Raw genomic sequence first — 11,333 nt, 5'->3', positions numbered from 1 at the left:
AGCGGGGGAGGGCCGGGGGGTGGAGCGCTTACTGGTCGCCGCCGACGCCGCCGACACCGACAGCCTGTACACGGCGGGCCGCCGCGGCACCGGGGCGACGCTGTTCGTCGAGAAGATCGCCGGTGCGGCCGCCGAGGAGGGGGCCCCGCTGGAGCGGGTCGCGGAGCTCGCCCGGCGGGTCAACGCGTCCTCGCGCAGCTTCGGGGTGGCGCTCAGCGCGTGCACGACTCCGGCGAAGGGCAGCCCGACGTTCGATCTTCCCGACGGGGAGCTCGAACTCGGGATCGGCATCCACGGCGAACCCGGGCGCGAGCGGCGGCCCGTGATGCCGGCGCGGGAGATCGCGGAGATCGCGGTGGGCGCCGTACTGGAGGAGCTCGCACGGCTCGCCCCGGCGGACGGGCCGGTGCTGGCGCTGGTCAACGGCATGGGGGCGACGCCGCTGCTGGAGCTGTACGGGTTCCACGCGGAGGTGGCGCGGGTGCTGGCCGAGCGCGGGGTGCCGGTGGCGCGCACGCTCGTCGGGAACTACGTCACCTCCCTGGACATGGCGGGGTGTTCGGTGACGCTGTGCCGGGCGGACGAGGAGCTGCTGCGGCTGTGGGACGCGCCCGTTCAGACGGCGGCCCTGCGCTGGGGCCGGTGAGACGAGGGTGACGGTACAAGGACGAGGCAAGGAGACGCACGTGAGGGACGGAGACTTCTTCCGGCGCTGGATGACGGCCGCCGCGGCCGCGGTGGAGCGGGAGGCGCCCCGGCTGACCGAGCTGGACTCCCCCATCGGGGACGCGGACCACGGGAGCAACCTGCTGCGCGGGTTCACGGCGGTACGGGGGGCCCTGGACGCCGAACCCGCCACGGGCCCGGGCGCGGTGCTGGTCCTGGCGGGACGGACGCTGATCTCGACGGTCGGCGGGGCGTCGGGCCCGCTGTACGGGACGCTGCTGCGGCGCACCGGCAAGGAACTCGGGGAGGCCGCCGAGGTCTCCGACGAGGAGCTGCGCAAGGCCCTGTACGCGGGGGTCGGCGCGGTGGCGCAGCTCGGCGGGGCGGCGCCGGGCGACAAGACGATGCTGGACGCGCTGGTGCCCGGGGTGGCGGAGCTGGCCACCTCGTACCGGGCGGCGGCGCAGGCGGCGGAGCGGGGTGCGCTGGCGACGGTGCCGATGCTGGCCCGCAAGGGCCGGGCCAGCTACCTCGGCGAGCGGAGCATCGGGCACCAGGACCCGGGGGCGACCTCGGCGGCCCTGCTGCTGGCCGCGCTCGCGGATGCGGCCGATGCGGGAGGTGCCGCATGAGCGGGCCGGTGGTGGGGATCGTGCTGGTCTCGCACAGCGCGGCGGTCGCGCAGTCCGTGGCCGACCTGGCGCGGGGCCTGGCGGCCGGCGGCCCGGTCGTCCCGGTCGCGGCGGCGGGCGGCACCGCGGACGAATCCCTGGGCACGAGCGCGGAGCGGATCGCGGCGGCCGCCCGCGAGGTGGACCGGGGGGCGGGGGTCGCGCTGCTGGCGGACCTGGGCAGCTCGGTACTGACGGTGAAGGCACTGCTGGTGGAGGAGGAACTCCCCCCGGGATCCAGGCTGTTGGACGCCCCGTTCCTGGAGGGCGCGGTGGCCGCGGTGGTGGCGGCCTCGGCGGGCGCCCCCCTGGAGGCGGTGGCCGCGGCAGCCGAGGAGGCCTACACCTACCGCAAGACCTGACCCACCGCCGGCCCGGCCGGAAACGAACTCCCGACCGGGGCGGGGGGCCCCCCCCCCCCCGACGTGATCCGGGACCCGCGGCACGGCCGGCGGGACAATGGCCGACGGGGATGCGGTCTGCCGAGCGGGACGTCCTGCCGTGGCCGGATGATGCCGTTTGTGGGGCCGTCCGGTGGACAGATACCCGGGCGGGCTCATCAGGGGCCCGCTGCGCGGAGGGGAGTCCATGGTGGCGGTCGATGTCCAGCGGCTGTTCAACGAGGAACTGCCGGCCAGGTTCGTCGGGAATCCGGAGAAGGCCAAGCAGGTCGGCGGGAAGTTCCAGATCAATGTCACCGGGGACGGCGGCGGCGAATGGTTCGTCGACGCCACGGAATCGGGCCCGTGCGTCACACAGGGAAATCCGGGCGGCGCCGACGTGACGATGACCATGGCGGTGGAGGACTTCCAGAAGCTCTACGAGAACCCGCAGGCGCAGGGCATGCAGCTGTTCTTCGCCGGCAAGATGAAGCTCGTCGGCAACCAGCAGCTGGCGATGAAGCTCCAGTCGCTCTTCAGGGTCGGAGACTGACACGGACTTCGCCTCGCGGCACCGCTGAGCGCGGCGGTGCCGCGGCACACCGGCCCCACACGTCCCGGCCTGCGTCATCAGCGGTCATCAGGCGAGATCTCGCTGCGGTTCCGCAGCCTTGAGCAGGCACTCGCGGTCGTCCGCGCTGAGCAGCCCGTCCGGAAGGCTCTCGTCCTCCAGCAGCGCGCGCAGTTCAGAGGCATGTGCGGCGAACGCGGCCCTGCACCATGCGCGTTCCGGGTGATCGGCGTCGTGGCCGAACAGCCCGGCCTGGCCTTCGGCGTCCGCTTCGACGGGTTGGGACACCTCGGCGACCAGGGCCAGCAGTTCGACCACATCGGGGCGCACCGCGATGTCAGGGACGGCTGCCAGACGGATCAGGAAGGGCAAGGCGGTCGGCATCGCCGCGCTCGGATGAAAGATGCTGTTCATCAGGACGTTCCCCAGCACGCGCAGGGCCTCGGGGCCCGCCGCCTGATCGAGGAGCCCGCGGAACAGGACCGGGATCCCGGCAGGACAACCGGGAATCTGCGACCAGCCGGCATCGGCGCAGCCCACGAGCGCGGGGTGGTCGCACTCTGCTTGCTCCATCCGCGGATACTCGTGCAGGAACCTAGCGACGGCGGGCTCTTTGGCCGCCGCATCCATGACGCACATCCCTCTGCCCCCAGTCCCGGTTCACACGGCATCGCCCCGGCGCTGCATCCCGGGACAGCCCCTAGCATGCAGTGCATGGCCATCAAACTCGAAAACGTCGGCATCGCCGTCCGCGACCTCGAAGCGGCGATCTCGTTCTTCACCGACCTCGGCCTCACGGTCATCGGCCGGGACACGGTCAGTGGTGAGTGGACGGACACGGCCGTCGGCCTTGATGGCAACCATGCGAAGATCGCCATGCTCCAGACGCCGGACGGTCAAGGCCGCCTTGAGCTGTTCGAGTACATCCACCCCGAGGCGATCGAGTCGGAGCCCACTCGTCCCAACGAGATCGGCATGCATCGCGTCGCCTTCTCGGTCGACGACATCGACGAAGCCCTGGAGACGGCGGCTCGGCACGGATGCCGTCCGCTTCGCGGTGTGGCGACCTATGAGGACGTCTACAAGCTCACGTACGTCCGCGGCCCCAGCGGCATCCTGGTGATGCTCGCCGAGGAGCTGAAGAAGCACTGACGGCTGATCGGGTCCCACCCGCTCGTCCACCGGCCGCCCTGAGCGGCGCGAGGGTCCGCCGACTCCGTCCGTGGACCCTCGCGCAAGAGCGAGGCCGAGGCCGGGGCCTCAGTGCTCGCAGAGGGAGAATTCCCGCTCGTAGAGCTGTTCGTTGTGCTCGTCGACGAAGAACTTGCGTTCCTGCATGAGCTGCTCGCGGTAGCCCTTCGCCTGTTCGAGCGTCATGGTCGAGGTGTCGGACCACGGCTGCTGCGGTGCCACATCGGACGTGGAGACGATCTTTTCCGAGGGGTCGACCAGGAAGAAGGCAAGGATCTTGCGATGCCCCGGGCGGGTGGCGTCCTTGAGACGGAACGAGCCGACACGGTGTTGCAGGATGTTCGGGAACGCCAGGCAGCGGCCCGCCGGGGTCGAAGCCGATCCCAGTACCTGGTTCAGGGCGTCCTCGTCCTCCAGGCCGTAGACCTCGCGCACGCCGTTGTCGTCGTTCTGCTCGTAGTTCGGGTCGTCTAGCGCCGCCCGGAAGCTCAGCCGGCTTTCGGTGATGTTCTCGCTGTCCCAGTAGTAGATGCCGGTCGAGACGATCCGCTCGTTCATCATTCCCTCGACGTGCCAGGAACCGCCGGGGTACTCGGGCTTGTCCGGGGTGAGGTGAATGGTGGCGAGCTTCACGATGACCTGGAGCCCGCGGCCGCGCAGGTCGACGCGGGCGGATGCGTCCGGCACTGCGGGCGCGGTGAAGGCGGGGGCGTCCGGGATGACCGGACGGCGGTTCTCCCACCAGTCGTCCTGGGCCCGTTCCCACGCACGAACGGCTTCCGTGTAGGCCGCGTCGTCACCGTAGGAGGACTTTTCCGGGTGCTCCGGTTCCGAGTCGTACCATCCGTAGGGATCGGCCTCGATGCGCAAGGGCCGCGGATGACGCAGATCGGTGAGCACGTTCTCCAGCAGCGGGCGCATCCGTCCGAACAGATCCGGCAGGACGGCCGCCAGTTCGCGGTGCGCTTCGGGGTGGACGTTGTTGACGTACGAACGGAAGGCGACATCACCGTCGTCACTGACGTCGACGTCCGTGGGCAGCCACTGGAACTTCTCCGAGAACTCGTACTTCGAATAGCGGTCCGTCGGATTCCGCCAAGCCCGCTCGGGCGCGCCGCTCACCTCTCGCACCAGGCAGAACAGCGAGGGATGAACCAGATCCAGTACCTGGCCGTCGGAGCCGGGGTGCCAGTCACGTTCCGCTTCGGGGACCTGTTCCAGAACCCGTACCGCCTCGGACAGCCGGGACCTGAGCTCGTCGTCGACCAGTGCGTCCGACTGCCACACCCCGTCGACGGCGGACACCTCGACGCCGGTCCGTCCGTCCCGCAGCGCGGCGTAATGCGCCAGTTCGGCAAGCACGTAGTGAACCTGTGCCCCGGTGAGGCCCTGGGCGACCGCTTCCTGCGTCCACCTGGCGACGACGTCGGCGTCGTTCATCTTGTCGAACCATCCGTGCTTCGCCCGAATGTGCGCGCTGCACTGCATCATCTGAAGTTCCCGCAGCGTTCGGGGTGTCGCGAACGCTATGGAACGGGACGCATGAAAGGGCAGCGGGAAGGCAGACAGGCCGGTCAATTCTCTTGGTCCTTCGAGTCGGTGTGCGGTGGCCGGAAGAATACTTCAGCGGACTGACACCCGGCCGGTCCCGCCGCCTCGTGGCTCTTCCCCGCTGCGACACCTACCGGGCGTACGTCACCCGGACCGCGTTGAGTATGTCCCCCGTCTGGGCGGACCGGAGCGGGCCGGGGCATGCGTGGCCGCCCCAGTCCTGGCCGCCCATGCTGTGGATGCCGAATCCCTGGCCCAACGGTGTGGAGGCCGGCTCCAGGGGCCACCCGTGCTGCGCCATGCCCCAGGCGTAGATCCGGGCGACGGCGTCCACCTGCTGTGCGGTGAGCGGCCGACTCGCGAATCCCGAGGTCTCCACCGAGAGCCACGACGGGTTCCCGGAGCCCTGCGCCCAGGCCCGGTCGTGTGCGGAGACGTACTGTTCGATCTCGCCGGACTGCGAGACCCAGAAGTGCGCGGAACACCCCACTGACGGGTCACTGAAGCGGTCGTGGAGCGAGTTCTCGCCCTCCTGCACGTGCAGGACCAGGCCCCGCATCTCCCTGATCCCGCCCGGGGTGAAGTTCACCGCCAGCGGTCTGAGGACGGCGTCCGGCATCCATGCCTGCCCCCGTTCGCGCGTCCTCTGCGGGGGTGGCCCCGCCCCGGCCCCGTCCCGCGTCTGCGCCCGGCCGGGCACCGGGACGCTGCTGACGTCGACATCGACGTCGACGGCGAGGCCGAGGGCGCTGGCGACGATTCCGCCACCGGTGCAGGCCAGGGCGGTGCGACGCGACACCAGTCGCGGCTTCGGTTTGCGGTGGGTCACGCGAGCGGCTCCGTACGGATCCCGGCTGGGCTGAACGTTCTCCACCGGAATACTTGCCGACCTTCTATGTCGGAATGAGACCGCTCGATGACCGTTTCATGACGGTGGGACAGGTCTGCGCTCCGCCTGGAGTGCGGCCGCGTGCCGGGTGCCCGGTGCCCGGTGCCGGAGACCGGCGGTTACGGCACCGCGGCAACCGGGTTCGCCGCCGCCCGGTGACGGTCCTGTTCGAAGGCCCGGAGCAGGTCTGCCGCGACGCTCACCGCGATCGTGGCGGGTTCCTTGCCGGTGATCCCGGCGATTCCGATCGGGGTCTTGATCCGGTCGATGGTGGCGGCGTCGTGGCCGCCCTCGGCGGCCAGCCGTTGCCGGAACCGCGCCCATTTGGCGGACGAGCCGATCAGTCCGATCGAGCCGAGACCGGGGGTGCGCAAGGCGGCGTCGCACAGCGCCGCGTCCTCGGCGTGATCATGGGTCATGATCAGGACGTGGGTGCCGGGCGGCAGCTCCGTGAGCACCTCCTCCGGAAGCAGTGGGGTGTGGTGCACGTGGATCTGCGCCACCGCGTCCGCGAGCACGCCGAGCCGCTCGTCCGTGAGCATGTCCGGGCGGGTGTCGATCAGATGGAGGTCGAGGTGGTGGCGGGCCAGGATGCGTGCCAGTTCCAGTCCGACGTGCCCGACGCCGAAGACCGCCACCGCCTCGACCACCGGCAGCGGTTCGAGCAGCACGGTGACGGCCCCACCGCAGCACTGCACGCCGTGCCGGCCGGTGACCTTGTCGTTGAGGGCGAATTCCATCAGTTCCGGCTCAGGACCGTCCGTGCCGTTCAGCTCGCGGGCCCGGTCGATGGCCACGGCCTCGATGTTGCCGCCGCCGATCGAACCCCAGGTCTCGGTCCGCCCCACGACGAGTTTGGCACCGGCCCGGCGGGGTGCGTGGCCGCGCACGGTCGCGACGGTCACGAGCACGCCGGGTTCCCGGCGTGCCCGCAACCGCGCGACCGCGGCCACCCAGCTCATGTCAGGCATTGCTCAAAGCGCTTGCGTCGGAAGGGTTCTCGCTGCCGTCGGAGACATGACCGTGGTGCCGCACGCCCGCCTTGCGGGCCGCTTCGATCGCCCAGTACACGGCCTCCGGTGTCGCCGGGGAGGCGAGCTCCACGCTGACTCCGGAGGGCCCGAACTCCGCGGCCGCCTGCCGCAGCGCTTCTCGCACGGAGAAGGCCAGCATCAGCGGAGGCTCACCCACCGCCTTGGAGCCGTACACCGCACCCTCCTCGGTGGCGTTCTCCAGCAGCCTGACGTTGAACTGCTCGGGCATTTCCGAGAAGCTCGGCAGCTTGTAGGTGCTCGCGGCCTGGGTCAGCAGCCGGCCGCGGTTCGGCCCGTCACCGGAGTCCCACCGCAGGTCCTCGAGCGTGAGCCAGCCCGCGCCCTGCACGAAGCCGCCCTCGACCTGACCGACGTCGATCATGGGGGAGAGGCTGTCGCCGACGTCGTGCACGATGTCCACCCGGCGGATCCGGTACGCGCCCGTGAAGCCGTCCACCTCCACCTCGGTCGCCGCGGCGCCGTAGGAGAAGTACTTGAACGGCGAACCGTGGAACGTCTTCGCGTCCCAGTGCAGGCCCTCGGTCCGGTAGAAACCGGCCGCCGACAGCTGGACCCGCTGGAGGTAAGCGGTGCGCACCAGGTCGTCCCACGCCAGCGTCCCGTCCTGGCCGAGGACGCGAGCGACGCCCTCGACGATGCGCACGTCCGCGGCGTTCGCACCCAGCAGGGTCCCGGCCACCTCCAGCAGCCGCCCGCGCAACTGCTCGCAGGCGTTCTTCACCGCCGCACCGTTGAGGTCCGCCCCGGCACTGGCGGCGGTCGCGGAGGTGTTGGGCACCTTGTCGGTACGCGTCGGGGCCAGCCGCACCTTGTGCAGCGCAATGCCCAGCGTGGTCGCGGCGACCTGCAGCATCTTGGTGTGCAGGCCCTGTCCCATCTCGGTGCCGCCGTGGTTGATCAGGACCGAGCCGTCCTTGTAGATCAGCACCAGCGCGCCGGCCTGGTTGAAGGCGGTGAGGTTGAACGAGATGCCGAACTTGATCCCGGTGACCGCGAGCGCCCGCTTGGTGTGCGGGTGCGCGGCGTTGAAGGCCGCGATCGCCTGCCGGCGATCGGTGATGCCGGCATCGCTCTGCACCTGCCGCCAGACGGTGGAGATCCGCTCGGGGTGGGACACCGGCTGCCCGTACGGCGTCGACTGGCCCTGCCGGTAGAAGTTGCGTTCACGCAGCTCCACCGGGTCCAGGCCGAGCAGCGGCGCGCACCTGCCCATGATGTCCTCGATCACCAGCATGCCCTGCGGTCCGCCGAAGCCGCGGAAGGCGGTGTTGGAGACCTTGTTGGTCTTGGCGATGCGACCGGCGATGCGGGCGTGGGGAATCCAGTAGGTGTTGTCGATGTGGCACAGCGCGCGGGCCACCACGGGCTCGGACAGGTCCAGGCTCCACCCACCGTCCGCGGTCAACGTGGCGTCCAGGGCCTGGATGCGGCCCTCGGCGTCGAAGCCGATCTTCCATGTGGCGTGGAAGCCGTGGCGCTTGCCGGACATGGTCAGGTCCTGGGTCCGGTTGAGCCGCACCCGAACCGGCCGACCGGTCAGCCTGGCGCCGAGCGCGGCGACGGCCGCGAACCCGTGGGGCTGCATCTCCTTGCCGCCGAAGCCGCCACCCATCCGCAGGCACTGCACGGTCACCTCGTGGCTGTGCAGGCCGAGCACGTGCGCGACGATTTCCTGCGTCTCCGAGGGATGCTGGGTGCTGCTCTGGACGAACATCTGCCCGCCCTCGTCGACGTGGGCCAGGGCCGCGTGCGTCTCCAGGTAGAAGTGCTCCTGATCGGAGAACTGGAACTCGCCGGTGAACACGTGCACGGAGTCGTCGAAGCCGGCGTCGACGTCGCCGCTCACCATCACGGGGCGGGCGCCGTGAAAACTGTTCGCCGCGATCGCTTCCTGCAACGTGATCACGGAGGGACGTTCGTCGAGTTCCACTTCGACGGCCGCCGCACCGAGCCGGCCCGCCTCCAGGGTCTCGGCGAGCACCCAGGCGACGGCGTGGCCGTGGAACATGACCTCATCGGGGAACAGCGGTTCGTCGTGCTTCATACCGGCATCGTTGACGCCGGGTACGTCGGCACCGGTCAGTACGCGGACCACACCGGGCACGGCGAGCGCGGCCTCGGTGCGCAGCGCGGTGATCCGGCCATGGGCCTTCATGACCTGGACCGGGTAGGCGTGCAGTACGTCCCTGGTGCGATGGACCAGATCGTCGGTGTAGAGCGCGGCGCCGGTGACGTGCAGGTTGGCGCTCTCGTGCGGCATGGAAACGCCGACGACGGGCTTCTCGGGGCGCTCGGACAAATGGCTCATGACGACACCGCCTCGGTGGTTCGGGCGTACAGCTTCAGCAGGCTCTGGCCGAGCATCGCGGAGCGGTAGCCGGCGCTGGCGCGGTGATCGTCCATGGGCGTGCCCTGGGCCCGCAGCACCTGGGACGCGACCTCGACGGTCTCCGTCGCCCACGGCTTTCCCTCCAGGGCCGCCTCGGCGGCCAAGGCGCGGATCGGGGTGGCCGCCACGCCGCCCAGGCCGATGCGGGCCTTGCGTACGATCCCGCCCTCGATGTCGAGCGCGAAGGCGACGGCCACGCTGGAGATGTCGTCGAAGCGCCGCTTGGCGATCTTGTGGAAGGCCGTGACGGGTGACAGCGGCAGCGGGATGCGCACCGCGCGGATCAGCTCGCCGGGACGGCGCACGCTCTGGCGGTAGCCGGTGAAATAGTCGGAGAGGGGGACCTCGCGCTCACCGTCGGCGTCGGCGAGCAGCACCGACGCCTCCAGCGCGAGCAGCACGGGCGGGCTGTCACCGATGGGGGAGCCGGTGCCCAGATTGCCGCCGAGGGTCGCACTGTTGCGGATGAGCCGGGACGCGAACTGCGGGAACAGCTCAGCCAGCAGCGGGACGCTGCCGTCGAGGCGGCGTTCGATCTCCGTGAGCGTCTGTGCCGCCCCGATCTCGATGTGGTCGGACTCGGTCCGCAGCTGCCGCAGTTCGGGCAGACGGTCGACCGCGACCACGCAATTCGCCCGGCGGGAGCGGATGTTCACCTCGACGCCCCAGTCGGTGCTGCCGGCGACGACCACCGCGTCGGACCGCTCGCGCAGCAGCCGCAGCGCATCGGCCAGGGTGCCGGGCCGCAGGAACGCGCTGTCGTCCCGGGTGTATCGGGTGGCGACCGGTTCGGGCGGGGACTGCTCCCGGCGCTGCGCCAGGGGGTCGTTCTCGGTGGGCATGCCGACGGCGAACGCGGCATCCCGGATCGGGCGGTAGCCGGTGCAGCGACACAGGTTTCCGCTCAGTGCGTGCAGATCGAAACCGTTCGGACCGTGTTCGGCGTCGGCGTCGGAACCCTCGCTGCCGTCGGGCGAATCCGTGTCCGACTCCGGGTGCGCGCAGCGGTCGGGCCGGTAGTACTCGGACGCCATGCTGCAGATGAAGCCCGGTGTGCAGTACCCGCACTGGGAACCGCCGCGGACCGCCATCTCCTCCTGCACCGGGTGCAGGGCGGCCGGCGCGCCGGACCCGCCGGCGGTGGCGAGACCTTCGGAGGTGATGACCTCCTGGCCGTCGAGCGCCGCGACCGGGACCAGGCAGGCGTTGACCGCCACCCAGTCAGTGGGTTTGTCCACCCCGGGACGGGCCACCAGGACGGAACAGGCGCCGCACTCGCCCTCGGCGCAGCCCTCCTTGGTGCCGGTGAGGCCACGCTCGCGCAGGAAATCCAGCACGGTGGTGTGGGGTGCGGCCGGCGAAATCGGTGATTCTTTCCCGTTGACCGTGATCCGCGCCGCTAGCATGACGCACTCGCATTTCGGCGCGCGGTCGATGTGACTGTCCAAGTCGCCATTTCAGGAGCTTTCTCTTTCGGTGGTCGCAGCTCGATAACCCGGAGCGCGACAAATAGGCACGCAAAGCCGTGCCGCACGTGGTGACAGAGAGAGGAAGGTGCCCGGGCCGCGAACGGGCGCGCCGGGAAGGGGGCTGCTCAGCAGCCGTGTGCTACACGACCGGGAGCCCAGGCGATCTGGTGTGCGAGGCGAAGGGAATCGGAGATGGTCGGCATCCGGCTTCGCCCCCTTCCAGTAGCAGCTCACGAGTCGGTGCGGTCGAAGCTACGTTGCCGCAGGTTGATCGGTCAAGCAGACGTAGGTCGAACCCACGAACGCAGGGCGCTCCGCACGGCGGAAATTCGTACGCGCAACCAGTCGTGTCCCGGCCCGGCCCATGACCGCGGCCCTCAGTGGATGGTGAGGGCCGTACCCGAGGAGTGGGCCTCGCAGTACGGCAGCCGGGCGGATCGCGGCCGACCCGCGCGTGCGGTGGTGCGGACACGGACCGGAAGCTGATATGCCGTCACGTGT

At 70.5% G+C, this 11,333-nt stretch carries 11 protein-coding genes; 5 read left to right on the top strand and 6 right to left on the bottom strand.

The features are described from left to right. The 4 genes from ACFXA3_RS20980 to ACFXA3_RS20965 all read left to right on the top strand — a co-directional run. The coding region (locus tag ACFXA3_RS20980) for a dihydroxyacetone kinase subunit DhaK (RefSeq protein WP_385188778.1) at positions 1–646 on the top strand (646 nt) is incomplete at its 5' end. Positions 647–686: 40 nt separating this feature from the next. Next, the gene (gene dhaL, locus ACFXA3_RS20975) at positions 687–1,298 is read left to right on the top strand and encodes a dihydroxyacetone kinase subunit DhaL (RefSeq protein WP_385188776.1); all 612 of its coding nucleotides are present in this window, start codon (positions 687–689) and stop codon (positions 1,296–1,298) included. Further along, positions 1,295–1,699, top strand: a complete 405-nt coding sequence (locus tag ACFXA3_RS20970) for a PTS-dependent dihydroxyacetone kinase phosphotransferase subunit DhaM (RefSeq protein WP_385188774.1) — start codon at positions 1,295–1,297, stop codon at positions 1,697–1,699. Before dhaL ends, ACFXA3_RS20970 begins: the two co-directional genes overlap by 4 nt. A 226-nt stretch (positions 1,700–1,925) precedes the next feature. Continuing rightward, positions 1,926–2,270: an SCP2 sterol-binding domain-containing protein gene (locus ACFXA3_RS20965; RefSeq protein ID WP_385188772.1), complete on the top strand. Its 345-nt coding sequence runs from the start codon at positions 1,926–1,928 to the stop codon at positions 2,268–2,270. 87 nt (positions 2,271–2,357) lie between these two features. On the opposite strand, the gene ACFXA3_RS20960 is transcribed toward ACFXA3_RS20965, so the two are convergent. Then, positions 2,358–2,918: a hypothetical protein gene (locus ACFXA3_RS20960; RefSeq protein ID WP_385188770.1), complete on the bottom strand. Its 561-nt coding sequence runs from the start codon at positions 2,916–2,918 to the stop codon at positions 2,358–2,360. Between the two features lie 84 nt (positions 2,919–3,002). Here ACFXA3_RS20960 and ACFXA3_RS20955 point away from each other — a divergent pair, with 84 nt between their 5' ends. Further along, positions 3,003–3,440, top strand: coding sequence for a VOC family protein (locus ACFXA3_RS20955; protein ID WP_385188768.1), 438 nt, complete (start codon positions 3,003–3,005; stop codon positions 3,438–3,440). 108 nt (positions 3,441–3,548) lie between these two features. Here ACFXA3_RS20955 and ACFXA3_RS20950 read toward each other — a convergent pair whose 3' ends face one another. The 5 genes from ACFXA3_RS20950 to ACFXA3_RS20930 all read right to left on the bottom strand — a co-directional run bounded on the left by ACFXA3_RS20950 (position 3,549) and on the right by ACFXA3_RS20930 (position 10,769). Continuing rightward, positions 3,549–5,057, bottom strand: coding sequence for a DUF4246 domain-containing protein (locus ACFXA3_RS20950; protein WP_385188767.1), 1,509 nt, complete (start codon positions 5,055–5,057; stop codon positions 3,549–3,551). Between the two features lie 103 nt (positions 5,058–5,160). After that, positions 5,161–5,859 (bottom strand): N-acetylmuramoyl-L-alanine amidase, encoded by a 699-nt coding sequence (locus tag ACFXA3_RS20945; protein ID WP_385188765.1) that lies wholly within the window; start codon positions 5,857–5,859, stop codon positions 5,161–5,163. Positions 5,860–6,038: 179 nt separating this feature from the next. Further along, entirely contained in the window at positions 6,039–6,881 is an 843-nt protein-coding gene (gene xdhC / locus ACFXA3_RS20940) for a xanthine dehydrogenase accessory protein XdhC (RefSeq protein ID WP_385188763.1), read from the bottom strand. A gap of 1 nt (position 6,882) precedes the next feature. Continuing rightward, the gene (gene xdhB, locus ACFXA3_RS20935; protein WP_385188761.1) at positions 6,883–9,282 is read right to left on the bottom strand and encodes a xanthine dehydrogenase molybdopterin binding subunit; all 2,400 of its coding nucleotides are present in this window, start codon (positions 9,280–9,282) and stop codon (positions 6,883–6,885) included. Beyond that, the gene (locus ACFXA3_RS20930; protein WP_385188780.1) at positions 9,279–10,769 is read right to left on the bottom strand and encodes a xanthine dehydrogenase small subunit; all 1,491 of its coding nucleotides are present in this window, start codon (positions 10,767–10,769) and stop codon (positions 9,279–9,281) included. Before ACFXA3_RS20930 ends, xdhB begins: the two co-directional genes overlap by 4 nt. Positions 10,770–11,333 lie beyond the last annotated feature (564 nt).

The sequence above is a fragment of the Streptomyces sp. NPDC059456 genome (assembly GCF_042750055.1).
Taxonomy (GTDB): Bacteria; Actinomycetota; Actinomycetes; order Streptomycetales; family Streptomycetaceae; genus Streptomyces.
Note: the sequence above shows the minus strand (reverse complement) of the source record. Positions and strands in the feature narration are given on the sequence as shown.

Coding starts and splice junctions, on each gene's coding strand:
- ACFXA3_RS20970 (WP_385188774.1), top strand. CDS start 1,295: ATGAGCGGGCCGGTGGTGGGGATCGTGCTGGTCTCGCACAGCGCGGCG.
- ACFXA3_RS20965 (WP_385188772.1), top strand. CDS start 1,926: ATGGTGGCGGTCGATGTCCAGCGGCTGTTCAACGAGGAACTGCCGGCC.
- ACFXA3_RS20960 (WP_385188770.1), bottom strand. CDS start 2,918: ATGGATGCGGCGGCCAAAGAGCCCGCCGTCGCTAGGTTCCTGCACGAG.
- ACFXA3_RS20955 (WP_385188768.1), top strand. CDS start 3,003: ATGGCCATCAAACTCGAAAACGTCGGCATCGCCGTCCGCGACCTCGAA.
- xdhC (WP_385188763.1), bottom strand. CDS start 6,881: ATGAGCTGGGTGGCCGCGGTCGCGCGGTTGCGGGCACGCCGGGAACCC.
- xdhB (WP_385188761.1), bottom strand. CDS start 9,282: ATGAGCCATTTGTCCGAGCGCCCCGAGAAGCCCGTCGTCGGCGTTTCC.
- ACFXA3_RS20930 (WP_385188780.1), bottom strand. CDS start 10,769: ATGCTAGCGGCGCGGATCACGGTCAACGGGAAAGAATCACCGATTTCG.